General features: G+C 73.9%; 23 protein-coding genes. 16 read left to right on the top strand and 7 right to left on the bottom strand.

Features of this window, described 5'->3' with window-relative positions; all coding sequences use genetic code 11:
- Positions 1 to 32 precede the first annotated feature (32 nt).
- Positions 33 to 1,154 (top strand): hypothetical protein, encoded by a 1,122-nt coding sequence (locus QQZ14_RS13815; RefSeq protein ID WP_284534913.1) that lies wholly within the window; start codon positions 33 to 35, stop codon positions 1,152 to 1,154.
- Between the two features lie 9 nt (positions 1,155 to 1,163).
- Here the strand turns inward: QQZ14_RS13815 and QQZ14_RS13810 are convergent, their stop codons facing one another.
- Positions 1,164 to 1,622 (bottom strand): RrF2 family transcriptional regulator, encoded by a 459-nt coding sequence (locus tag QQZ14_RS13810; RefSeq protein ID WP_284534912.1) that lies wholly within the window; start codon positions 1,620 to 1,622, stop codon positions 1,164 to 1,166.
- Positions 1,623 to 1,836: 214 nt separating this feature from the next.
- On the opposite strand from QQZ14_RS13810, the gene QQZ14_RS13805 reads away from it, so the two are divergent.
- The 9 genes from QQZ14_RS13805 to QQZ14_RS13765 all read left to right on the top strand — a co-directional run bounded on the left by QQZ14_RS13805 (position 1,837) and on the right by QQZ14_RS13765 (position 9,806).
- Positions 1,837 to 2,352, top strand: a complete 516-nt coding sequence (locus QQZ14_RS13805; RefSeq protein WP_284534911.1) for a DUF2231 domain-containing protein — start codon at positions 1,837 to 1,839, stop codon at positions 2,350 to 2,352.
- A 41-nt stretch (positions 2,353 to 2,393) separates the two neighbouring features.
- Positions 2,394 to 3,086 carry a response regulator transcription factor gene (locus QQZ14_RS13800; RefSeq protein WP_284534910.1) on the top strand — a complete coding sequence of 231 codons (693 nt, stop codon included), beginning with the start codon at positions 2,394 to 2,396 and terminating at the stop codon, positions 3,084 to 3,086.
- The gene (locus tag QQZ14_RS13795; RefSeq protein WP_284534909.1) at positions 3,083 to 4,441 is read left to right on the top strand and encodes a sensor histidine kinase; all 1,359 of its coding nucleotides are present in this window, start codon (positions 3,083 to 3,085) and stop codon (positions 4,439 to 4,441) included. Before QQZ14_RS13800 ends, QQZ14_RS13795 begins: the two co-directional genes overlap by 4 nt.
- A 78-nt stretch (positions 4,442 to 4,519) precedes the next feature.
- Positions 4,520 to 4,792, top strand: a complete 273-nt coding sequence (locus QQZ14_RS13790) for a hypothetical protein (protein WP_284534908.1) — start codon at positions 4,520 to 4,522, stop codon at positions 4,790 to 4,792.
- Complete coding sequence (locus QQZ14_RS13785; protein WP_284534907.1) at positions 4,789 to 5,706, top strand: FAD:protein FMN transferase; 918 nt, start codon at positions 4,789 to 4,791, stop codon at positions 5,704 to 5,706. Before QQZ14_RS13790 ends, QQZ14_RS13785 begins: the two co-directional genes overlap by 4 nt.
- Positions 5,703 to 6,308: a hypothetical protein gene (locus QQZ14_RS13780; protein ID WP_284534906.1), complete on the top strand. Its 606-nt coding sequence runs from the start codon at positions 5,703 to 5,705 to the stop codon at positions 6,306 to 6,308. The genes QQZ14_RS13785 and QQZ14_RS13780 overlap by 4 nt, the downstream gene beginning before the upstream one ends.
- Positions 6,305 to 7,543, top strand: a complete 1,239-nt coding sequence (locus tag QQZ14_RS13775; protein ID WP_284534905.1) for an NADH-ubiquinone oxidoreductase-F iron-sulfur binding region domain-containing protein — start codon at positions 6,305 to 6,307, stop codon at positions 7,541 to 7,543. Before QQZ14_RS13780 ends, QQZ14_RS13775 begins: the two co-directional genes overlap by 4 nt.
- Positions 7,543 to 7,749, top strand: a complete 207-nt coding sequence (locus QQZ14_RS13770) for a ferredoxin (RefSeq protein WP_284534904.1) — start codon at positions 7,543 to 7,545, stop codon at positions 7,747 to 7,749. Before QQZ14_RS13775 ends, QQZ14_RS13770 begins: the two co-directional genes overlap by 1 nt.
- 203 nt (positions 7,750 to 7,952) lie before the next feature.
- The gene (locus tag QQZ14_RS13765; protein ID WP_284534903.1) at positions 7,953 to 9,806 is read left to right on the top strand and encodes an acyl-CoA dehydrogenase; all 1,854 of its coding nucleotides are present in this window, start codon (positions 7,953 to 7,955) and stop codon (positions 9,804 to 9,806) included.
- A 68-nt stretch (positions 9,807 to 9,874) separates the two neighbouring features.
- Here QQZ14_RS13765 and QQZ14_RS13760 read toward each other — a convergent pair whose 3' ends face one another.
- Positions 9,875 to 10,756 carry a LysR family transcriptional regulator ArgP gene (locus QQZ14_RS13760; RefSeq protein WP_284534902.1) on the bottom strand — a complete coding sequence of 294 codons (882 nt, stop codon included), beginning with the start codon at positions 10,754 to 10,756 and terminating at the stop codon, positions 9,875 to 9,877.
- 70 nt (positions 10,757 to 10,826) lie between these two features.
- Here QQZ14_RS13760 and QQZ14_RS13755 point away from each other — a divergent pair, with 70 nt between their 5' ends.
- The 4 genes from QQZ14_RS13755 (at position 10,827) to QQZ14_RS13740 (ending at position 15,056) form a co-directional block, all read left to right on the top strand.
- A complete protein-coding gene (locus QQZ14_RS13755) occupies positions 10,827 to 11,429 on the top strand; it encodes a LysE/ArgO family amino acid transporter (protein WP_284534901.1) in 603 nt (200 codons plus the stop codon).
- Positions 11,430 to 11,525: 96 nt separating this feature from the next.
- Positions 11,526 to 13,262, top strand: a complete 1,737-nt coding sequence (locus tag QQZ14_RS13750) for a GAF domain-containing SpoIIE family protein phosphatase (protein WP_284534900.1) — start codon at positions 11,526 to 11,528, stop codon at positions 13,260 to 13,262.
- Positions 13,263 to 13,290: 28 nt separating this feature from the next.
- Positions 13,291 to 14,118, top strand: a complete 828-nt coding sequence (locus QQZ14_RS13745) for a maleylpyruvate isomerase family mycothiol-dependent enzyme (RefSeq protein ID WP_284534899.1) — start codon at positions 13,291 to 13,293, stop codon at positions 14,116 to 14,118.
- Positions 14,115 to 15,056: an oxidoreductase gene (locus QQZ14_RS13740; RefSeq protein ID WP_284534898.1), complete on the top strand. Its 942-nt coding sequence runs from the start codon at positions 14,115 to 14,117 to the stop codon at positions 15,054 to 15,056. The genes QQZ14_RS13745 and QQZ14_RS13740 overlap by 4 nt, the downstream gene beginning before the upstream one ends.
- A gap of 34 nt (positions 15,057 to 15,090) precedes the next feature.
- Here QQZ14_RS13740 and QQZ14_RS13735 read toward each other — a convergent pair whose 3' ends face one another.
- Positions 15,091 to 16,494: a hypothetical protein gene (locus QQZ14_RS13735; RefSeq protein WP_284534897.1), complete on the bottom strand. Its 1,404-nt coding sequence runs from the start codon at positions 16,492 to 16,494 to the stop codon at positions 15,091 to 15,093.
- 98 nt (positions 16,495 to 16,592) lie between these two features.
- Here QQZ14_RS13735 and QQZ14_RS13730 point away from each other — a divergent pair, with 98 nt between their 5' ends.
- Positions 16,593 to 17,414, top strand: a complete 822-nt coding sequence (locus QQZ14_RS13730) for an oxidoreductase (RefSeq protein ID WP_284534896.1) — start codon at positions 16,593 to 16,595, stop codon at positions 17,412 to 17,414.
- A 10-nt stretch (positions 17,415 to 17,424) separates the two neighbouring features.
- Here QQZ14_RS13730 and QQZ14_RS13725 read toward each other — a convergent pair whose 3' ends face one another.
- Entirely contained in the window at positions 17,425 to 18,135 is a 711-nt protein-coding gene (locus QQZ14_RS13725) for a VC0807 family protein (protein WP_284534895.1), read from the bottom strand.
- Between the two features lie 103 nt (positions 18,136 to 18,238).
- Here QQZ14_RS13725 and pgm point away from each other — a divergent pair, with 103 nt between their 5' ends.
- Complete coding sequence (pgm, locus tag QQZ14_RS13720; protein WP_284534894.1) at positions 18,239 to 19,906, top strand: phosphoglucomutase (alpha-D-glucose-1,6-bisphosphate-dependent); 1,668 nt, start codon at positions 18,239 to 18,241, stop codon at positions 19,904 to 19,906.
- On the opposite strand, the gene QQZ14_RS13715 is transcribed toward pgm, so the two are convergent.
- From QQZ14_RS13715 to QQZ14_RS13705, 3 genes are all read right to left on the bottom strand, one after another.
- Positions 19,887 to 20,069, bottom strand: coding sequence for a hypothetical protein (locus tag QQZ14_RS13715; RefSeq protein WP_284534893.1), 183 nt, complete (start codon positions 20,067 to 20,069; stop codon positions 19,887 to 19,889). The genes pgm and QQZ14_RS13715 overlap by 20 nt on opposite strands.
- Positions 20,070 to 20,097: 28 nt before the next feature.
- On the bottom strand, positions 20,098 to 20,739 hold the full coding sequence (locus QQZ14_RS13710; protein ID WP_284534892.1) for a flavin reductase family protein: 642 nt from the start codon (positions 20,737 to 20,739) through the stop codon (positions 20,098 to 20,100).
- 97 nt (positions 20,740 to 20,836) lie between these two features.
- Positions 20,837 to 21,568, bottom strand: coding sequence for a class I SAM-dependent DNA methyltransferase (locus QQZ14_RS13705; RefSeq protein WP_284534891.1), 732 nt, complete (start codon positions 21,566 to 21,568; stop codon positions 20,837 to 20,839).
- Positions 21,569 to 21,591 lie beyond the last annotated feature (23 nt).

Below are 21,591 nucleotides of genomic sequence, written 5' to 3'. Positions count from 1 at the left end.
GGCCGGCCGACCGGGGCTGTCACGGTGCCGGTATGGCACGCAAGCGCAAGGCCTACCTGCACATCGGTCTGCCCCGCACCGGGGGCGCCTTCCTCGACTCCGCCTTCGCCGAGCACGCCGAGGCGCTGGACGCGCTGGGCGTGCGGCAACCGGCGGTCTCGCCCGACGAGATGTTCCGGGCCGCCGCCGAGATCCGCCGCGACCACAAGGCGTGGGGCTACCAGCGCCGCGAGGTGGAGGGCGCGTGGGCGGGGATCTGCCGCCGCGCCCACCGGGGCCGCCACGACGTGGTGTTCAGCCAGGAGCTGCTCGCTCCCTGCACCCCCGGCCAGATCGACCTGCTCCTCGACGGCCTCGCCGGCTTCGAGGTCCACCTCGTGGTGACCGCGCGCGACCTCGGTAGCCAGCTCCTGAGCGCCTGGACCGGCGCCGTGGAGGCCGGCCGGTCCGCCTCGTTCGCCCGCTACCGCAAACGGGTCATGGACCCGGCGCGCGAGCACGAGCAGGCCCAGCGCTTCTGGGCGGGCCAGGATCTCGGCGACGTCCTCGAGCGCTGGAGCGGGGCCGTCCGCAAGCCGCACCGCATCCACGTGGTCGTCGTCCCGGACCAGGACCCGCACCAGGCCGTCTGGGGCGCGGTCGGCGAGATCGTGGGCTTCGACGCCGCGGCGCTCCCGCTCTCCGACACCATGCGGACCGAGCCGGCCGCCCCCGGCGCCGCCGGCCTGGCGGTCCTGCGGTCGGTCAACCGGGCGGTCGACGGCCGGTTGTCGCGCCGGACGCACCGCACGGTCGTCGGGCGCCACCTCGCCGAGGGCACGACGGAGGACGGCGCACGGCCGGCGCTGCCGCCAGACCTCTACGACGACCTGCTCGAGGTGGGCGAGCGCTGGCGCAAGCAGCTGGCCGATGGCGGGTACGACGTGCACGGCGACACCATGGGGTTGCTGCCGGCCGCGCCCCAGGCGGGCATGGTGCCGCCCGACGACGTCCCCGCCGAGGAGCGGCTCGCGACCGCCACCGGGGCGCTCGCCGACGCGCTGGTCGAGGTCGCCCGGTTGCGCGAGCACAACCAGGCGCTCGAGCTGCGCAACGCCAAGCTGGCGCGGAAGCGCAAGAAGCTCAAGCGGCGACTGGCGGCGGAGGCGCGCTAGCGCGCTCCGTCAGTGCGGCTGCCAGGCGTCCTCGTCGGCGGTGCGCGAGGTGACCGCGTCGGGGAGCGCGCCGTCGGCGAGCTGCTGGATCGACACCTGCTCGAAGACGTCGCGCAGCGAGTGACGCGCGGCGATCCAGACGTGCTGCAGCACGTCCGCGGTCTCGTTGTAGCTGACCGCCTCGGGCCGCAGCCCGTAGACCGACACCAGCGGCCCGTCGACGGCACGGATGACGTCGGCGACCGACACGTCCGCCGCGGGGCGGCCCATCCGCCACCCCCCGGACTGGCCGCGCTGGGACATCACGATGCCGGCGCGTCGCAGGTCCGCGAGGATCGCCTGGAGGAAGCCGTGCGGGATCTCCTGGAGCCGGCCGAGCTCCTCGGCGCTCACGGCGCGACCGTCCACGCGCGAGGCCATCTCGATCAGCGCACGCAGGGCGTAGTCGGACTTCGCGGAGACTCGCATGGGGTCAAGTGTGTCAGATGTGTCGACTTGTTCACTCGACCTTGACGGGTACGGCGGCACACCCGGCCGGACTGAGGGGCGGCCGGAAGATCCTGGTCGCGGCGGGACTTTTTGATCTGGATTTGAGGGGGCATTGGGGCTCGGCTGAGACCGGCACCGCGATCGTCGGTCAGGCCGGTCGGCACCCCGTCGATCGCGAGAGAGGAAGAACCCGATGCCGTCCGAGATCTTCGGCCTGCCCCTGCACCCACTCATCGTCCACGCCACCGCCGTGCTCGTCCCGCTCGCCGCCCTGCTGGTGATCGGCGTCGTCGCGTCGCCCCGGCTCCGAGCCTGGGCGGGACCGCTGCCGATGGCCCTCAGCCTGGTGGCGCTGATCCTGACCCCGCTCTCGACCTCGAGCGGGGAGAACCTCGAGCACCAGGTCGGCGAGAGCTCCCTGGTCGAGAAGCACGCGGAGCTCGGAGATCAGCTGCTGCCGTTCACGATCGCCCTGTTCGTGCTCTCGGTCGCGTTCTGGTGGGTCGACCGCCGTCGTACGGCGGCCACCGACGTCTCGACACCCGCGCACACCTCGGACGCGGGCACCGCGAGCCGGATGCGCACCCTCACGATCGTGGTCGGCGTCCTCGCGCTCGTCGCCGCCGTCGGCACCAGCGTCCAGGTCGCGCGGATCGGGCACAGCGGAGCGAAGGCCGCCTGGTCCGACACGGGATCGGCGAGCGGCTGAGCCTGGACGATGCGCGGTCCGGCCGCAGTACGGTGACCGGCATGGTGCGCCTCCTGCTGGTCGAGGACGACCCGGAGATCCGTCGCACGCTCTCCCGGGGCCTCGGCGAGCAGGGCGCCACGGTGGTTCCGGTGGCGACCGCGGTGGAGGCGATCAAGGCCGTGAGCACCGAGCGGCCGGACGCCGTCATCCTCGACCTCGGGCTGCCCGACCTCGACGGCGCGGACGTGCTCGCGCTGATCCGGGCCAGCAGCGACCTCCCGGTCGTCGTCGCCACCGCGCGCGACGACGAGCGGGAGATCGTCCGGCTCCTCGACGCGGGTGCCGACGACTACCTGATCAAGCCGTTCTCGGCAGCCCAGGTGATGGCGCGGGTCCGCGCGGTGCTGCGCCGGTCGAGCCCGGCGGAGCGGGAGGACCCGCGGGTGGTCGTCGGCGGGCTCGTCGTCGACCCGGTGTCCCGCACCGCACAGCTGGACGGGGTCGAGCTGACCTTGAACCGTAAGGAGTTCGACCTGCTGTTCGCGCTGGCCTCCCGCGCCGGCGAGGTCGTCACCAAGCGGCAGCTGCTCGCCGACGTCTGGCAGATGCCGTGGGGCGGCGCGGACCGCACCGTCGACGTCCACCTGTCCTGGCTGCGCCGCAAGCTCGGTGAGACCGCCGCCGAGCCGCGCTACCTGGTCAGCGTGCGGGGTGTCGGCGTCAAGCTCGTCGACCCCGGCACGGACCGATGAGCCTGCGCGGCCGGATCCTCGCCCTCGCGGTCGGCGCCACCGCGACCGTGCTCGTGCTGTTCGCGATCCCGCTGGTGATCCTGCTGCAGCGCACCGCGACCGAGGAGAGCCGGGAGGGCGCCGCCGACATCGCGCGCAGCGTCGCGGACTACGTGAGCACCGGACCCGCCGACGCCGATCTCCTCAAGGCGTACGTCGACCGGGTCAACGCCCGCGAGGACGCCACGCCCGTCACCGTGCTGCTGCCGGACGGCACCACACTCGGGGCGGCGCTCCCCGGCGAGGCCGGCGACTACGCCGAGCACGCTGCCGAGGGCGCACGGGAGGCGGAGACCGGCGAGGGCGACGGTGACGCCGACAACCGGCTGATGCCCGTCTCGGACGCCGAGGTCCACGAGATCGGCGGTGGCCAGCTGGTAAGCGTGCGCGCCGGCACCGGCGACGGGCCGGTCCTGGTCGCCGCCTACGCCTCCCGCGACGACATCCGCTCCCTCCTCGGCGACCGGCTCCTGCTGCTCGTGGCGGCGGCTGTCGGACTGCTGCTGCTGGCCGCCGCCGCCGCGGAGGTCGTCTCGCGCCGGCTGGTGCGGCACCTCGCCAGCACGGCCGAGGCCGCGGACCGGCTCGGGCAGGGCGACCTGACCGCGCGGGCTCCCGACGAGGGCCCGTCCGAGGTGCGCCGGGTCGCCGACGCGCTCAACCGGCTCGCCGGCCGCATCGACGACCTGCTGGCCGCCGAGCGCGAGACCGTGGCGGACCTCTCCCACCGCCTGCGCACGCCGCTGACCGCCGTCCGGCTCGACGTCGAGGGGCTGCCGCCGTCCGACCGCAGCGAGGAGCTCGAGGCCCATCTCGACCAGCTCGAGCGGACGCTCACCGCCGTGATCCACGCGGCCCGTCGCCCCGAGCGTGAGGGCGTCCGGCCGCGCGCGGACGCCGCCCAGGTCGTCGGCGAGCGCGTCGACTTCTGGCGCCCGCTCACCGAGGACCAGGGCCGCACGCTGACCACCCGGCCGGCACCCGGACCGGTCGAGGTGCGCTGCGCCGAGGACGACCTGCGCGCCGCCCTCGACGCCCTGCTGGAGAACTGCGTCGCCCACACACCCGACGGCACCCCGATCGAGGTGGTCCTCACCCAGCACGGCGACCCGGACCCCGGCCTGGTCCGCCTCGACGTCCGCGACCGCGGGCCCGGGATGCCCGAGGACGCCGTACGCCGGGGCCGCAGCGACCGGGGCTCCACCGGGCTCGGTCTCGACATCGCACGGTCGTGCGCGGAGGCCAGCGGCGGTCGCCTCGAGCTGCACCGCCAGGACGGCTGGACCGTCGTCCGGCTGCTCCTCGGGCGCCCCTAGCCACTGCACAGAGGGATTTGACGTCGATTTGAGAGCCCGTTCCGGCAGGCCTGAGCAAGCCCGGGACACCGTGGGGCCATGACCGACAGCCCTCGCCGCCAGCTCCTCCGTCGTGCGCGGTACGCCACCGCCGGCATCGTGGTCTCGGCGGTGGCCGGCACCGCCGGCCTGGCCGCGGTCGCCGCCAACGCCACCGACCTCGCGTCCGGCTCCCGCACCGGCACCACCGACAGCGGCACCGGCGGGACCGGCGGCTCGAGCAGCACCGGCACCCGGCAGAGCACCGGCTCGGGCTCCGGGGTGGTCCAGGCCCCCGCCGGCCAGGCGCAGGGCGGGTCGAGCGCGTCATGACCACGCGCACCTGGCGGGACTGGTCCTGCACGGTCCGGGTCGTGGTCGGCCAGGACGAGGCCGTCCCGGACGCGGTCGCCGACGACGCCGCCGCGATCGTCCGCCGGCTCATGGGCGAGGTCGACCTCGCCGTGAGCAGGTTCCGCCGCGACTCCGAGCTCGAGCGCGTCAACGACGCCGCCCCCCGGCTGCTGCCGGTGGGTCCCCTGACCCTCACGCTGGTCGGGGTCGCCCTGGACGCCGCCCGGCATACGGACGGCGCCGTCGACCCGACGGTCGGCGGCCACCTGCTGGCCCTGGGCTACGACGGCGACATCGCCGCCGTCCGCAGCCGGGTCGCGGCCACCGGGCCGGCCGGCCGACCCGGCGACTGGGGCCGGGTCGTGGTCGACCGCGACCTCGGCCGGATCGGTGTCGCCCGCGGGCTGCGGCTGGACCTCGGGGCGACCGCCAAGGCCTGGACCGCCGACGAGGCCGCCCGCCGGGTGGCCCGCCGGCACCGGCGCCCGGTGCTCGTCGAGATCGGGGGCGACGTCGCGGTCGCCGGCGCCGCCGAGCAGCCCTGGCGGGTGCGCGTCTCGGAGTCCGAGGACGCCCCCGGCGAGCTGGTCGGCCTCACCCACGGCGGCCTCGCCACCTCCTCGACGACGGTCCGCAGGTGGCGCTCGACGACCGGGCCGGCGCACCACGTCGTCGACCCCGCCACCGGGCGGCCCGCCGACGGTCCCGTCCGGACCGCAACCGTGTGGGCACCCTCGGCGCTCGAGGCCAACTCGTGGAGCACCGCCGCCCTGGTCTGGGGCGAGGCCGCGGCCGCGCGGCTCGCGCTCGCCGACGTCGACGCGCGCCTCGTCGACCGGTCCGGTGCGGTCCGCCTCGTCGGCGCCTGGCCCGCGGAGGTGCGCGCGGCATGACGTTGTGGTTCCTGGCCCGCGCAGCGGGCTTCACCGCCCTGGCCGGAGCGACGGTCGCGATCTGCCTGGGCGCCTGGGCGTCCGGCTCCTCGGCGGGACGCCGCCTCGAGCAGCGCGAGTCGCGGATGCTGCTGCAGCTCGCGCACCGCTCCGCCGCGGTCGTAACGCTGGCCCTGCTCGGCCTCCACGCCGTGCTGCTGGTGGTCGACAGCCACGTGGCGATCAGCGTGCCCGGCGCGCTGGTGCCGTTCACGGCCGGCTACCGCGGCACGGCCGTGGGCCTCGGGACGTTGGCGGCGTACTGCCTGGTCGTGGTGGCCCTGGTCGGCGCGCTCCGCGGCCGGCTCGCCTCCTCGCCGCGGGCGGTGCGCTGGTGGCGACCGGTGCACGCGCTCGCCTACGCCGTCTGGCCGTTGAGCATCGCGCACGGGCTGTGGTCCGGCACCGACACCCAGACCTGGTGGGCCTGGTCGCTGTACGCCGGCTCCACGGTCGCGGTCGTCACCGCGGTGCTGGCGCGGCTCACCTCGGAGGAGCAGCACGTGACCGCGCCGCTGGCGACGGCCCGGCAGCAGCTCGCGACCAGCGGGCGGCGGGCATGACCACCGTCGGACTGCCGGCGGCGTCCCCGACCGCGTTCGGCACCGCCCGCCTGCTCGGCGGCGTCACCCACGGCGGCCGCGCCGACCTGACCACCCACCGACGGGTCCACGGACCCCAGCACCACCGCACGCTCGACGAGCTGGCCGCCGACGCCTCACGCGTCCGGCTGCTCGGGCGGGGCGGCGCCGCGTTCCCGGTCGCCACCAAACTGGCCGCGGTCCCCGTCGGGCCACGCACCCAGGTCGTGGTGAACGGCTCCGAGAGCGAGCCGGCCAGCCGCAAGGACCGGACCCTGATGACGCTCACCCCCCACCTGGTGCTCGACGGGGCGCTGGCGGTGGCCAGGGCGCTGCGCACCACCCACGTCACGATCGCCGTCCACGACGAGGCCGCGTACGCGTCGCTGCGCGCGGCGCTCGAGGAGCGCACCCGGCGCGAGCCCGTGACCGGGCGGGTCGACCTGCACCGCCAGCCCGCCGGGTTCGTCTCGGGCGAGGTGCGCGCGGTGCTGCGCGGGCTCGACGGCGGCCCGGCCGTGCCACCGAGCCGTCGTACGCTGCCGTCGGTGTCGGGGCTGCACGGCGCCCCGACGTTCGCGAGCAACGTCGAGACGTTCGCCCAGGTGGCGCTGTTGATCTCGCTCGGACCCGCCGAGTACGCCGCGGTCGGCGACCCCGAGGAGCCCGGCACCACGCTGCTCACCCTGCTCGGCGACACCCGGACCCGGGGTGTCGTCGAGGTGCCGACCGATCTGCCGCTCGACGCGCTGGTGCCCGGGGAGGGCGGGCCGGTGCTGCTGGGCGGCTACCACGGCCGGTGGGTCCACGACGTGGTCGGCCGCACCGCGGCCCGGCCCGGGCTGCGCGCCGCCGGACTGCCGCTGAACGCCGGCGTGGTCGCCCGGCTGCCGCGCGACGTGTGCGCACTCGCGGAGGTCACCGCGGTCGCCCGCTGGCTGGCGGCCCAGTCGGCCGGCCAGTGCGGCCCGTGCCTGTTCGGGACCGCGGCCGCGGCCCGCGACGTCGGCGAGCTGCTGCGTGGACGTGCCGCGCCCGCGGTCGAGGCCCGGGTGGCCGGGCTGGTGCGCCGCGGTGCCTGCGCCCACCCCGACGGCACCGCGGCCTTCGTCGCGAGCGCCCTCGAGGCACTGCCGGACGAGCTCGCCGAGCACCGCCGGCACGGGACCTGCGGGCGTCCCTACGGCGGCGTACTCCCGCTCGACGGGGCCGGCTGATGAGCCGGGCGGCACGGATCGAGGTGGACTGGACCCGCTGCGACGGCCACGCGCTGTGCGGGCTGCTGCTGCCGGAGAACCTCGCCAACGACGCGGACGGCTTCCCCCTCATCCACCGCGCCGAGGTCGATCCGGCAAACCTGCGACACGCCCGCCGGGCGGTCTCCGCCTGCCCCGCCCTGGCCCTGCGGCTGGAGCGGACCTGAGCGACCGTGCGTGCAGACGCGCCGTCTCGGCGGCCTGCAACCCACGCGCCGACCGCAACCACACCGTCTGGTGATCAACCCGCAGAGCGATCCGGGGGCCGCGCGCGGCACCGGAGGCGACGCGCGAGACCCGGGTTGCTGGGTTACTCGTGGGTACGTATCATGGATGTTACTGACGAGTACACAATCGCGAAGGTTGGGGCATGAGCCACTACAAGAGCAACATGCGGGACATCGAGTTCAACCTCTTCGAGGTGCTCGGTCGTGACGAGATCCTCGGCACCGGCCCGTTCGCCGACGTCGACACCGAGACCGCCCGCGCGATCCTCGCCGAGGTCGACCGCCTCGCTCGCGAGGACCTCGCGGAGTCCTTCGTGGAGGGCGACCGCAACCCGCCGATCTTCGACCCGAAGACGAACACCGCGCCGCTGCCCGAGGCGTTCCTCAAGAGCTACCAGGCATGGATGGACGCCGAGTACTGGCGGCTCACCACGTTCGCCGAGCTCGGCGGCACCCCGGCTCCCTCCAGCATCTGCTGGGCGATGGGCGAGCTGGTGCTGGGCGCCAACTCCGCGGTCTGGATGTACGGCGCGGGCCCGATGTTCGCGGGCGTGCTCTACCGCAACGGCAACGAGCGGGACCGGCAGATCGCCCAGCTGATCGTCGACCACGGCTGGAACACCACGATGGTGCTCACCGAGCCCGACGCCGGCTCCGACGTCGGCGCCGGCCGCACCAAGGCGACGCAGAACCCCGACGGCACCTGGAACATCGAGGGCGTCAAGCGGTTCATCACCTCCGCCGAGGGCACCACCGACCAGATCATCCACATGGTGCTGGCCCGTCCGGTCGGCGTCGAGGGCGCCGGCGGCCCCGGCACCAAGGGCCTGAGCCTGTTCATCGTGCCGAAGTACCACTTCGACCTCGAGACCGGCGAGCTGGGCGAGCGCAACGGCGCCTACGTCACCAACGTCGAGCACAAGATGGGCATCAAGGTCTCCAACACCTGCGAGCTGACCTTCGGCGACCCGGGCGTGGGCGGCGGCGAGCCCGCCGTCGGCTACCTGCTCGGCGAGGTCCACAACGGCATCGCGCAGATGTTCCAGGTCATCGAGAACGCCCGGATGATGGTCGGCACCAAGGCCATCGCGACGCTGTCGACCGGCTACCTCAACGCGCTGGAGTTCGCCAAGGAGCGGGTCCAGGGCGCCGACCTGGCACAGTCCGCCGACAAGACCGCCCCGCGGGTGACGATCACCCACCACCCCGACGTGCGCCGGTCGCTGATGACCCAGAAGTCGTTCGCCGAGGCGATGCGCGCGCTCGTGCTCTACACCGCGTCCTGGCAGGACAAGGTGATGATCGCCGAGCACAACGGCGAGCGCGACGAGCTGGCCGAGAAGGTCAACGACCTGCTGCTCCCGATCGTGAAGGGCTACGGCTCGGAGCGCTCGTGGGTGCTGCTCGGCACCGAGTCGCTGCAGACCTTCGGCGGCTCCGGCTTCCTGCAGGAGTACCCGATCGAGCAGTACGTCCGCGACGCCAAGATCGACACCCTCTACGAGGGCACCACCGCGATCCAGGGCCAGGACTTCTTCTTCCGCAAGATCGTCAAGGACCAGGGCACCGCTCTCGGCCACCTGGCGGGCGAGATCCAGAAGTTCATCGACAGCGAGGCCGGCAACGGGCGGCTCAAGAACGAGCGCGAGCTGCTCGCCACGGCGCTGGCCGATGCCAACGCGATCGTCGGGCACATGATCAACGAGCTGATGTCCTCGCAGGAGGAGGTCCGCAACATCTACAAGGTGGGCCTCAACACCACCCGCCTGCTGATGGTGCTCGGTGACGTCGTGTGCGCCTGGCTGCTGCTCCGCCAGGCCGAGATCGCCCTCGAGAAGCTCGGCGGCGACCCGGGCAAGGACCGCGCCTTCTACGAGGGCAAGGTCGCGGCCGCGCAGTTCTTCGCGCACACCAACCTGCCGCGGCTCACCGCGGAGCGCGCGATCGCCGAGGCGACCGACCTCAGCCTGATGGACCTCGACGAGGACGCCTTCTGATCCACCCCTGAGTCACTCACGACGTTGACCCGCCCGAAACTTTCGGGCGGGTCAATGTGCATGGGGGGTCATCCGGGCCTGAGCGCACCTCGCGCGGCGCGGCGTACGGCGTCGGTGAGCCGGTCGAGGGTCGGGGAGTCGAGCCGCCAGCGCTGCCAGTGCAGCGCCACGTCGACGTGGTGACGGCCCGGCAGCGGTGCCAGCCGCCCGGCCCGGACGTCGGGACGCAGCTGCGGCTCGGGGATCATCCCCCAGCCCAGGCCCAGGCGCACCGCCTCGAGGAAGTCCGCCGACGTCGGCACGCGGTGCACCAGGGGCGGCAGCCCCACCCCGCGCGCGGTGAGCACGTCCTGCTGGAGCGCGTCCTTCTCGTTGAACACCACCACCGGCATGCCGGCCCAGTCGGCGCCCCGGCCGCGGCGCCAGCGCTCGACGAACGACGGGGTCGCGGCCGGCACGTAGCGCATCAGGCCGAGCCGCTCGACCGAGCAGCCCTGGACCGCGGCGGGCTCGGACGTCACCGCCGCCAGCACGTCGCCACCGCGCAGCAGGCCGGCGGAGTAGGCCTGGTCCTCGACGTGCAGCCGCAGCGCGACGTCCGGCCAGCCCGCCACCTCGGCGACGGACGCGCGGAACCAGGTGGCCAGCGAGTCCGCGTTGACCGCCACCGCCAGCTCGATCGTGGAGCGGTGCCCGTGGGCGAGCGCGTCGCGCACCTCGTCGTGCAGCAGCTGCGTCTGCCGGGCCAGCCGCAGCAGCACCTGTCCGGCCGCGGTCGGGCGGCACGGGGTGGTCCGCTGCACGACGACCTGACCGACCTCGGACTCGAGGGCGCGGATCCGCTGGCTCACGGCCGACGGGGTCACGTGGAGGTGCCGGGCCGCGGCCTCGAACGTGCCCTGGTCGGCGATCGCGACGAGGGCGGCCAGCTGGGACGGTGCGAGGTCCATGAAGTGATGCTAATGGTCGGACAGATTGTTTCGTTGGCCTTCATCTGCTGCCGCCCCTAGCGTGGACGGCGTGCTCGACTCCTCCCTCGCCGGCTTCGCGACCGGTCTGTCCCTCATCGTGGCGATCGGCGCCCAGAACGCCTACGTGCTGCGTCAGGGCCTGGCTCGCGAGCACATCGGCGTGGTCGTCGCGATCTGCGCCCTGTCCGACGTCGTCCTCATCAGCGCCGGGGTCAGCGGGATCGGCACGATCGTCGAGCGCGCGCCGTGGGCACTCGACCTGGTGCGCTGGCTCGGCGTCGCCTTCCTGACCTGGTACGGCGTCGCCTCGCTGCTGCGCGCCCGGCGGGCGGACGCGCTGCGTGCGGCCGATCGCGGATCGACCGGGGTGCGCGGGGTCGCCGTACGCGCGCTCGCCCTGACCTGGCTCAACCCGCACGTCTACCTCGACACCGTGCTGCTGCTCGGCTCGATCGCCAACCACGAGGGCCCGACCGGGCGCTGGTGGTTCGCCGTCGGTGCGTGCGCCGCGAGCGGCGTGTGGTTCTCCGGGCTGGGCTACGGCGCCCGGCGCGCGGGCCGGCTGCTGGCCAGTCCCCGCGCGTGGCAGGTGCTCGACGTGCTGATCGGCCTCACGATGCTCGCGATCGCCCTCACCCTCGCGCTCGGCTGACGTCGGAGGCGAAGCGAGTCCCCCGAAGGGTGAGCATCGGGCGGGGGTGTCGCGGTACCGTGCGGCCCCGGGCACCGGGAGGAGAACCCGCACAGCATGGAGCACGCCGGCGTCGCACGCGCCGACCCGTCGTTCGACCGGTACGCCCGCATGGTCTGCCGGTCCCTCGGCGTGCCCGTCGGCCTGGTGACGCTCGTCCGGCCCGACCGGCAGCTGTTCCCGGGCGCCTGCGGGCTCCCGCCCGAGCTCGACGCCGTCCGGGAGACACCGATCTCGCACTCGCTGTGCCAGTACGTCGTCGGGGGTGGCGCCCCGGTGGCGATCGACGACCTGCGCGCGGACCCGCGCCTGCGCGACCACCCGGCGCGGACGGACCTCGGTGTGGTCGCCTACCTCGGCTGGCCGCTCACCGACCACACCGGCGACGTCGTGGGCTCGCTCTGCGCGATCGACCGGGTGCCCCGGTCGTGGAGCGCCCACGACCGCGAGCAGCTCGAGGACCTCGCGGCCGCCTGCTCGACCGAGCTCTCGGAGCGCGGCAAGCGCGTGGCCGAGGCCGGCCTGGCGCGCCGCAGCCGGGTGCTGCTGGCCCTGAGCGAGGGACTGTCAGCGACCCGCACCATGGCCGACGTCGCCTCGGCGATCGAGCGGACCGCGCTGGCGCAGCTGGGGTGCGCCCGGGCCGGGATGTGGCTGTTGAGCGACGACGCCCCGACCCGGGACGGCCCGCCCCAGGAGCACCTGCGGTTCGTCACCTCGCCGACCAGCCACTGGGAGTCCGCGCTGCGCAACGCCGTGCTGCCGCGCGACGAGTCCAACCCCCTGGGCCGCGCGATCGTGCGAGCCCGGCACCAGCACTACCGCGACCGGGACACGCAGAACCGGGAGTACCCGCACCTCGACACCACGCGCCAGGTCGGCGAGGCCCGCTCGTTCGTGCCGCTGCTCAGCCGCGGCCGGCCACTCGGGGCGCTGGCGCTGGTGTGGGACGAGGCCCGGGAGCTCTCCGAGCAGGACGCGCTCACCATCGAGGCGCTCGCGTCGTACACCGCCCAGGCGATGCAGCGCGCGCTGCTCCTCCAGGAGCGCCTGGACGCGCTGGTCACGCTCCAGAGCTCGCTCCTGCCGCGCCTGCCGCAGCCCGAGAGCCTGGAGCTGGCGGCGCGCTACCGGCCGGCGGCGTCGCACGACCAGGTGGGCGGCGACTGGTACGACGCCGTGGTGATGCCCTCCGGGGCAACCAGCCTGATGGTCGGCGACGTCGTCGGCCACAACATCGGCGCGGCCGCGATCATGGGGCAGCTGCGCAACATGCTGCGCGCGATCGCCTGGGCCGTCGACGACGCGCCCTCGCGCAACGTCGCCCGCCTCGACCAGGCCATGCAGGACCTCGCGGTCGACGGCATGGCGAGCCTCGTCTACGCGCGCATCGAGCAGAGCGACGAGCAGCGCGCCCGCGGCGAGCGGACGCTGCGTTGGACCAACGCCGGCCACCCCCCGCCGCTGGTCGTCGCACCGACCGGCGTGGCACGGCTGCTCGAGCACGGACAGCCGGACCTGATGGTCGGGGTGCTGCCCGGGACCGAGCGCACCGACAACCGCTCCACGATCGACGCCGGCTCGGTGCTGCTGCTCTACACCGACGGGCTGGTCGAGCGGCGGGGCGAGGACATCACGATCGGCTTCGAGCGACTCTGTGCGGCCGCCTCGACCCATCACGACCTGCCGATGGGCGACTTCCTGGACGCGGTGGTCGGCGACCTCGCCCCGGGGCGGCTCGACGACGACGTCGCGGTGCTCGCCGTACGCTTCCACGACCAGCGGGTGCCCTGAAACCTCAGGAACTACTAGGGTTCCGCGCATGACCGATCCCGTCACAGGCCAGGATCTGCTCCGCGGGTACGTCGACGTGTGGTGGCAGGCGATCAACGACTTCACCGACCTGCTCGAGGAGCTCGACGAGTCGGACTGGGCCACGCCGACCGACCTGCCGGGCTGGGACGTGAAGGCCGTTGCGTCCCACATCGCGCACCTGGAGTCGATCCTGGCCGGAGCACCCGAGGAGACCGCCGACGTCGGCGAGCCCGACCACGTCACCGGGCTGATGGGGCTCTACACCGAGATCGGGGTCGTCACCCGCCGCGACGCCAGCCCCGACGCGATCATCAACGAGATCCGGTCCGCCGCGACCGCGCGGCACACCCGGCTGCTCGCCGACCCGCCGACCGACCCGGCCGGCAGGCCCGAGCCGATCTTCGGCGGCGTCGGCTGGGACTGGCGCACGCTGCTGCGCAACCGGCCGCTGGACGTGTGGATGCACGAGCAGGACATCCGCCGGGCGGTCGACCGCCCCGGCGGCATGGACTCCGCGGCCGCCCGTCACACCGCGGAGTACCTCGCCGAGAGCCTGGGCTACGTGCTCGCCAAGCGGGTCGGCGCACCCGCCGGCACCACCGCGGTGCTCGAGCTCGAGGGCAGCACGCCGTACGCGTTCACCGTCAACGACGCCGGCCGCGGCGAGCGGCTGGCCGACGCTCCGCCCGACCCGGACGTGCTGCTCCGCATGGACCGGGAGGCGTTCATCCGGGTCGCCGGCGGACGATGCGACCCCGAGCCCGGCACGGTCAGCGTCGAGGGCGACCAGGCCCTCGCCGACCGGGTCCTCGACGCGATGGCGACCACCCCGTGAGGCCCGCCGCCGACCGCTGGTCGCTGGCCGACATCCCCGACCAGTCCGGCCGCACCGTGCTCGTCACCGGCACCACCGTCGGCGGCCTCGGGCAGTTCACCGCGCTCGAGCTGGCGCGGCGCGGCGCCCGGGTCGTGCTCGCCGGCCGCACCCGGGAGCGGCTCGACGAGACCCGCGCCGCGATCACCGTCGAGGTCCCGGCCGCCGCGCTGGAGACGCTCGTCGTCGACCTCGCCGACCTCTCGTCGGTACGCCGGGCGGCCGCCGAGGCCGCCGGGCTCGGGCCGATCGACGTGCTGGTCAACAACGCCGGCGTCATGGGGACGCCGTACCACCGCACGGCGGACGGCCTCGAGCTGCAGATGGCCACCAACCACTTCGGGCCGTTCCTGCTGACCGGTCTCCTGCTGCCCCAGCTGGTGGCGAGCAGGGCCGGCACCGTCGTCACCGTGTCGTCCCAGATGCACCGGGTCGCCCGCGGGGCGCCGCTGGACGACCCGCGGACCCAGCACGGTCGCTACCGGCGGTGGCCGGTCTACGGGCAGTCCAAGCTCGCCAACCTGCTGTTCACCTACGAGCTCGACCGGCGGGCGCGGCGCGCGGAGGTGCCGGTGCGCGCGCTGGCCGCCCACCCGGGCTTCGCCGCCACGCACCTCGCGGCCAACGGGCAGTACGGCCGCGCTCGTGGCGGTCGGGCGACGATCCTCGACGCGGCGATCAAGGCAGTCTCGCCCAACCGGGCCGACCAGGGTGCCTGGCCGACGCTGATGGCGGCCACCGCCGACCTCCCCGGCGGCACCTACTGCGGACCGAGCGGATTCGCGGAGGGGGGCGGCACCCCGCACGTCACCACCAGCAACAAGCTGTCCCACGACGAGACCGCGCAGCGCCGGCTCTGGGAGCTCAGCCAGGAGGTCACGGGCATCCGCTACCCGTGATCGGACGTTGACCCGCCCGAAAGTTTCGGGCGGGTCAACCTCGGTCGTGGACGCGCACGAGCCCGCCGAGCACCGGGACGTACGCCGACCGGTCCGGGCCGAGCGTGATCCTGCCGTGGTGGTTGTCGCGCAGCACGCCCAGGCCGGTGCGCCGAGCCCAGAGCAGGTGGCCGTCGTCGAGGTCGAGCGCGGCGAGGTACCACGCGTCCACCCCGAGCCAGCTGTGCCGCTTCACATAGGCGTAGACGAGGCCGTCGGCCTCGGACACGGCGGGCGCACCGCTGGGGGCGTCCATCGCGGTCGTCCAGGTCACCCGGCACTCGCCGTCGACCACGTCGACGCGCGCGATGCCGCGGTCGGTGGTGCGACCCAGGACCGTCGAGAGCGGGCCGAAGTAGCCGTGGGAGTTCTGCACGACGACACCGCCGCCGGCGGCGACCAGCCCGCCGTCGGTGGCGCCCTCGTCGTCGCCGAAGACCTCGGCCCGGCACACCACGGCGCCGGTCTCGGCGCGGTGGAACACCACCTGTAGCCGTGGCTCGCGGTTGTCCGCGACCGCCACCAGGCCGTCCGGCAGCGGCACCGGGGCCGCACCCCGCTCACCGCCTCCGTCGTACGGCGAGCTCCAGGCCTTGGTCGGCCTGCGACCCGTGAGCACCACCCGGTGCAGGGCCTCCGCGCCCGCGACGTAGGCACCACCGGCGTCGACGGCCAACGGCCGCTCGACGGAGTCCGCGAGCTCGACCGAGTGGACGCGGTCGCCCGTCACCACCCCGGCGACGCCGTCGCGCGAGACGAACCAGGTGCGCGCACCGCGGACCGCCAGCCCGGCCACGCAGTCGTCGACGCCGAGGCCCAGGTCGACGGTCGCCTCGGTGGTGAGGTCGGGGTCGCCCTCGGCGTCCGCCGTGCCGACCACCAGCAGCCGGTCGCGCGCGGCGACGACCACGCGGCCACCGGCGTCGAGGGCGAACGCGGCCGGGCAGCCACCGCGGTCGGGCAGGTCCTTGGACGCCCGCAGCCGCAGGCTGCCGGGGTCGACCAGACGCAGCACGGGGTCGCCGGCGCCACCGCACACGGTCACCAGCCGGCCCTGCGCGTCGAGCTCGATCCGGCGGCAGTCGTCGAGTCCGTAGCCCTTCGTGGTCACCTGAGGCGACTCGCCGCTCGGGCCGTCCTCGGTGCCGCCGGCCACCGGGCGCCCGACGTACGACGGCGTCACCCAGGTGCCCGGACCGGGCGCGATCGGCACCCAGCCGTCCGGCACGACCACCGCGAGGCCGGCGACCAGCAGGACCGCGCCCACCCACCCCGCGAGCACCCGCCGGGTCGGCCGGAGCCAGGCGCGGACCCGGGGCAGGCACAGCGTGGCCGCACCGAGGAGGAGCACCACCGGCCCGACGGCCAGGAACAGCAGGGCGACGGCCAGCAGGGCCATCGTCCGCGCCCCTCTCACCCCACCTCCCACATCGCCCGACGATCCTATGGCCGGGCGCGGCCTTGGCTGGCGCGGCGCGACGGCGCAGAGTGGGGCGCATGAAACGACTCTCGGACGTGAAGCGGATCGGATTCGGCGCGATGCGGCTGGCAGGCCCCGGCATCTTCGGCCCGCCCGCCGACCCCGCCCAGGCCAAGCAGGTGCTGCAGCGGGCGGTCGAGCTCGGCGTCGACCACATCGACACCAGCGACTACTACGGCCCGTACGTCGTCAACGACCTGATCCGCGAGGCCCTGCACCCCTACCCGCCCGAGCTGGTGCTCGTCACCAAGGTGGGGGCGCGCCGCGACGACGAGGGTGCCTGGCTGCCGGCGTTCGAGCCCGACGAGATCAAGGAGGCCGTCCACGACAACCTCGGCCGGCTGGGTGTCGAGCGGCTCGGCGGGGTCAACCTGCGGTTCATGGACGGGTGGGACGGCGACTTCACGAAGCAGTGGACCGTGCTCGCCGATCTCCAGTCCCAGGGGCTGGTCTGCGACCTCGGCCTGAGCAACTGCACCGCCGAGCAGGTCAAGGCCGCGCAGGACGTCGCGCCGGTCTCGATGGTGCAGAACGCCTACAACGTGGCCCATCGCGAGGACGACAAGCTCATCGACTCGCTCGCCGAGCAGGGCATCTTCTATGTGCCGTTCTTCCCCCTCGGCGGGTTCAGCCCGCTCGCGGTCGACGCCGTGCAGGAGGTCGCCGACAAGCACCGCGCCACGCACATGCAGGTCGCGCTGGCGTGGCTGCTGCAGCGCTCGCCGAACATCCTGCTGATCCCGGGCACCAGCTCGGTCGAGCACCTGGAGGAGAACCTGCGCGCCGCCAAGCTGGCCCTCGACGCCGACGACCTCGCCGCGCTGGACGCGGTCGGCTGACCGAGCCTCCTCAGGCGGTGACGGGCACCGGGACGAGCCGCTCGCCCAGCAGGCCCTCACGTCGGGCCACCAGCACCGCGGCGCCGATCGTCGCGGCGACCGCCAAGGCGTTCAGCAGGAGAACCGAGACGCTCTTGACCAGCACGAACGTCTCGAGCGACTGCGACTGCAGGAGCCACAGCGTGGCCGACGCCTTGCCGATGCACAGCAGCGCCCACCCGAGCGTGAGGAACCAGAACAGCCGGCGGATCCGCGGGCGCACGTGCAGCTCGTCGTCCATCGGGTAGAAGTCGCCCGCCAGGCGGGCCACCATCGGCCGCACCGTCCCGAGCGAGACCAGGAAGGTGAGGCCGAGCAGCCCGTCGCTGATGATCGGCTGGAGGAAGTAGAGGTAGGTGCTGTCGGTGGCCAGCGCGATCAGCGTCCGGGCGGTCATCACCACCGCGGTCAGGATCAGCAGTCCCGACGTCCGCCGACGGGTGATCGCGCGCCACGCGATCGCGCCGTACGACCAGGCGAGCGCGGCGAAGATCGCCACCCACACGCCCTCGAGCCGCAGGCAGACGTAGAAGACGGTCGCCGGGACGGCGCAGGCGATCAGCAGGCTCAGCCCGACCCGGCGGATCACCGCACTCAGGCACGGCCGGTGCGGCTCGGCAGGGCTCGGCGGGACGCTGGCGAGCTTGACGAGAGTGGCGGTGTCGCTGCCGGAAGTCGGCATAGTTCCTGCCTCACGAGAGTTCGCGAGGGGGTCCCGCGCTCTCCACTGTACGCCGTGCCCAGGCGGCACGCTCTTCACACCAATCGACCGGCATGATGTGGACATGAGCCACCCGCGCGCGGGACAGCCCGCCGAAGCCTCCGACCTCGTCGACGTCGCGCACCTGGTGACGGCGTACTACACCGGGGTGCCGGACCCCGACAACGTCGACCAGCAGGTCGCGTTCGGCACCAGCGGGCACCGCGGCTCCTCGCTGCGCACCGCGTTCAACGAGACCCACATCCTCGCGACCACGCAGGCGATCTGCGACTACCGGCGCGAGCAGGGGTACGACGGCCCGCTGTTCCTCGGCCGCGACACCCACGGCCTGTCCGAGCCCGCGTGGGCCACCGCGCTGGAGGTGCTGGCCGCCAACGACGTGACCGTGCTCGTCGACGACCGCGACGGCTACACGCCCACGCCCGCGGTCTCGCACGCGATCCTGCGCGCCAACGGCGGCCGACTCCGTCGTTCCTCGGGGCCGGGCGCCGGGCTCGCCGACGGGATCGTGGTCACCCCCTCGCACAACCCGCCGTCCGACGGCGGCTTCAAGTACAACCCGCCGCACGGCGGGCCGGCCGACACCGACGCGACGTCGGTGATCGCCGCGCGGGCCAACGAGCTGATCAAGGCCGACCTGGCCGGGGTGAAGCGGATCCCGTTCGGGCGCGCCCGGGCCGCGGCCTCGCCGTACGACTATCTGGGGACGTACGTCGACGACCTGCCGAGCGTCGTCGACCTGGCCGCGATCAAGGACGCGGGCGTGCGGATCGGCGCCGACCCGCTCGGTGGGGCGTCTGTGCACTACTGGGGCGAGATCGCCGAGCGGCACGGCCTCGACCTGACGGTCGTCAACCCGCTGGTCGACGCGACCTGGCGGTTCATGACGCTCGACTGGGACGGCAAGATCCGGATGGACTGCTCCTCGCCCAACGCGATGGCGTCGCTGATCGCCCGCATGACCGACGGGGGGTCGTCGTACGACATCGCCACCGGCAACGACGCCGACTCCGACCGGCACGGCATCGTCACGCCGGACGCGGGGCTGATGAACCCCAACCACTACCTGGCGGTCGCGATCGGCTACCTGTTCGGCGGCGCACGGCCGGGGTGGCCGGCGGGCGCGCGGATCGGCAAGACCCTGGTGTCCTCCTCGATGATCGACCGGGTCGCGGCGTCGACCGGCCGGGAGATGGTCGAGGTGCCCGTCGGGTTCAAGTGGTTCGTGCCCGGGCTGATCGACGGGTCGTTCGGGTTCGGCGGCGAGGAGTCCGCCGGGGCGTCGTTCCTGCGGATGGACGGCTCGGCGTGGACCACCGACAAGGACGGCATCATCCTGGCGCTGCTCGCCTCGGAGATCCTGGCGCGCACCGGCCGGTCGCCCTCGGCGCACTACGCCGACCTGGTCGCCGAGCACGGGGAGCCGGCGTACGCCCGCATCGACGCGCCCGCCACCCGCGAGCAGAAGGCCGCCCTCGGCGCGCTCTCGCCCTCCGACGTCACCGCCACCTCGCTGGCCGGCGAGGAGATCACCGCCAAGCTCACCGAGGCGCCGGGCAACGGCGCCAAGATCGGCGGGCTCAAGGTGGTGACGGAGTCGGCGTGGTTCGCGGCGCGGCCGTCGGGCACCGAGGACGTCTACAAGATCTACGCCGAGTCGTTCCGCGGGCCCGAGCACCTGGCGCAGGTGCAGGAGGAGGCGCGCGAGGTGGTCAACGCGGCGCTGGGGTGACCGGGTCGGACGAGCGGCGACCGGCCCGGCTCGCCCGGATCTCGGCGCGGAGCTGCCAGTACTTGTAGGAACCCCACAGGGCGCCGAAGACCAGGGCCTGGACGACGACACCCACCGCCCCTCGGACCGATGCGTCGCCGACGATGACAGCGACAGCGGGCACACCCGGCCCCCGCGACGAGCGGCTGCCGTCAGGCAGTCGGCGACTCCTCGAGCCGGCCCGGCATCCGCCACCCCGCGGCCAGGCGGGAGGGGACCAGTGGCCGGCCGTCGCCGAAGTAGTCGCAGAACTTCATGATCAACGGGTCCCACGCCTGCGGGTCGATGTGGTCGCTACCGGGCAGCCGCACGGAGTCGGCGACGTGCGCCCGCAGGACCTCCACGTGGATGGCCTGCGCCGTCGTCGAGGCGCTGTCGATCGGGTAGTGGCCCGTGACCCGGCACTCGAGCTGGATCGGGCACTCCGCCACCCGCTCCGGAGCGACGAGCTCCGACCGCTGGCGGGTCAGTCCCGCGGCTTCGAACTTGCGCGGCTCGTACCGGTAGCCGGTCTCGCGCTTGTGCGGCGACAGGTCCGGCGAGCCGGTGAGCAGCGCCAGCCGATCGACGTGGTCGACCAGGTCGGCCGGGGCGAGGTTGAGCACTCCTTCACCGGTGCGCAGGAGGTTGTGCGTGGTGCGTGAGGACGCGCCGAGTCCCAGCATCGCGTTCTGTCCCAGCCACCATGCCGACGACATGGGCGCCAGGTTCGTGGTGCCGTCCGGGTTCGTGGACGACACCAGGACGACGGGAGTCCCGTAGTAGTGGACCTTGAGAGGTACGACGCGGTGCATGACCCACAGCCTGGCGTGCCGGCCGGGCCGGTTCTGGCGGCAATCGGACGTCGCTGGGCACCCGCTCGCGCTGTCGCGGCATGGTCCCCGCGGCTCGTCAGGCGGGCGTGCGCCAGACCGAGACGTGGCTCTCGCTGTCCTGGGTGAACGGAGCACGGCTCCAGTCGGCGAACCGGCCCTCGAGATTCATGCCCGCCAGCTGCGCCATCAGGTCGCACTCGGCCGGCCAGACGTAGCGGAAGTTGCTCGCCCCGTAGGTCACGGTGCCGTCGGAGTGGCGCCGGTAGTGGTGCGACGTGCCCTGCTGGGTGGTCATGTCGAGGGTGTCGAAGCCCGCGTGGTGCTCACCGACGTGGAAGGGCACTGCCACCTGCCCGGGCGGGAAGCGCCGGATACCCGGGACCCACAGCTCGACGACGAAGCGGCCTCCGGGAGCGAGGTGGCGGGCGGCGTTGCGGAAGCAGGCCACCTGCTCGGCCTGGGTCCGGAGGTTCCCCAAGCTGTTCCAGACGAGGTACACCAGCGAGAACTCCCCCGGCACTGTGCTCGTCGCCATGTCACCGACGACGACCGGGATGTCGCGGGTCTTGCGCAGGAGCTGGTCGGCCATCGGCGCCGAGAGCTCGATGCCGCTCACCGCGACGCCGCGCTCGACCAGTGGGACCGCGACCCGCCCGGTGCCGATCGCGAGCTCGAGTGCGGGCCCGCCGCCCGCCAGGTCGACCAGGAAGTCGACCGCAGGCTCCAACACGTCCGGTGCGAACATGAAGGCCGAGGCCTCGTCATAGCGCTCGGCGGTCTCGGCATCCCACAGGTCGCTGCTGGTCATCGCATCAGACTGACCGACGATGC

This window comes from Nocardioides sp. T2.26MG-1 (genome assembly GCF_950101795.1).
In the GTDB taxonomy this organism is placed as follows: domain Bacteria; phylum Actinomycetota; class Actinomycetes; order Propionibacteriales; family Nocardioidaceae; genus Nocardioides.
The sequence above is the reverse complement of the archived record's forward strand: the minus strand, read 5'-3'. Positions and strand labels throughout refer to the sequence as shown.

Bases quoted from the DNA above. Each gene is read 5' to 3' on its own strand.
- QQZ14_RS13760 (WP_284534902.1), bottom strand. From the start codon at position 10,756: ATGGACCTCGCACCGTCCCAGCTGGCCGCCCTCGTCGCGATCGCCGAC.
- QQZ14_RS13780 (WP_284534906.1), top strand. From the start codon at position 5,703: ATGACGTTGTGGTTCCTGGCCCGCGCAGCGGGCTTCACCGCCCTGGCC.
- QQZ14_RS13795 (WP_284534909.1), top strand. From the start codon at position 3,083: ATGAGCCTGCGCGGCCGGATCCTCGCCCTCGCGGTCGGCGCCACCGCG.
- QQZ14_RS13785 (WP_284534907.1), top strand. From the start codon at position 4,789: ATGACCACGCGCACCTGGCGGGACTGGTCCTGCACGGTCCGGGTCGTG.
- QQZ14_RS13765 (WP_284534903.1), top strand. From the start codon at position 7,953: ATGAGCCACTACAAGAGCAACATGCGGGACATCGAGTTCAACCTCTTC.
- QQZ14_RS13775 (WP_284534905.1), top strand. From the start codon at position 6,305: ATGACCACCGTCGGACTGCCGGCGGCGTCCCCGACCGCGTTCGGCACC.
- QQZ14_RS13705 (WP_284534891.1), bottom strand. From the start codon at position 21,568: ATGACCAGCAGCGACCTGTGGGATGCCGAGACCGCCGAGCGCTATGAC.
- QQZ14_RS13730 (WP_284534896.1), top strand. From the start codon at position 16,593: ATGAAACGACTCTCGGACGTGAAGCGGATCGGATTCGGCGCGATGCGG.
- QQZ14_RS13810 (WP_284534912.1), bottom strand. From the start codon at position 1,622: ATGCGAGTCTCCGCGAAGTCCGACTACGCCCTGCGTGCGCTGATCGAG.
- QQZ14_RS13710 (WP_284534892.1), bottom strand. From the start codon at position 20,739: ATGCACCGCGTCGTACCTCTCAAGGTCCACTACTACGGGACTCCCGTC.
- QQZ14_RS13750 (WP_284534900.1), top strand. From the start codon at position 11,526: ATGGAGCACGCCGGCGTCGCACGCGCCGACCCGTCGTTCGACCGGTAC.
- pgm (WP_284534894.1), top strand. From the start codon at position 18,239: ATGAGCCACCCGCGCGCGGGACAGCCCGCCGAAGCCTCCGACCTCGTC.
- QQZ14_RS13745 (WP_284534899.1), top strand. From the start codon at position 13,291: ATGACCGATCCCGTCACAGGCCAGGATCTGCTCCGCGGGTACGTCGAC.
- QQZ14_RS13805 (WP_284534911.1), top strand. From the start codon at position 1,837: ATGCCGTCCGAGATCTTCGGCCTGCCCCTGCACCCACTCATCGTCCAC.
- QQZ14_RS13790 (WP_284534908.1), top strand. From the start codon at position 4,520: ATGACCGACAGCCCTCGCCGCCAGCTCCTCCGTCGTGCGCGGTACGCC.
- QQZ14_RS13735 (WP_284534897.1), bottom strand. From the start codon at position 16,494: ATGGCCCTGCTGGCCGTCGCCCTGCTGTTCCTGGCCGTCGGGCCGGTG.
- QQZ14_RS13800 (WP_284534910.1), top strand. From the start codon at position 2,394: ATGGTGCGCCTCCTGCTGGTCGAGGACGACCCGGAGATCCGTCGCACG.
- QQZ14_RS13770 (WP_284534904.1), top strand. From the start codon at position 7,543: ATGAGCCGGGCGGCACGGATCGAGGTGGACTGGACCCGCTGCGACGGC.
- QQZ14_RS13815 (WP_284534913.1), top strand. From the start codon at position 33: ATGGCACGCAAGCGCAAGGCCTACCTGCACATCGGTCTGCCCCGCACC.
- QQZ14_RS13725 (WP_284534895.1), bottom strand. From the start codon at position 18,135: ATGCCGACTTCCGGCAGCGACACCGCCACTCTCGTCAAGCTCGCCAGC.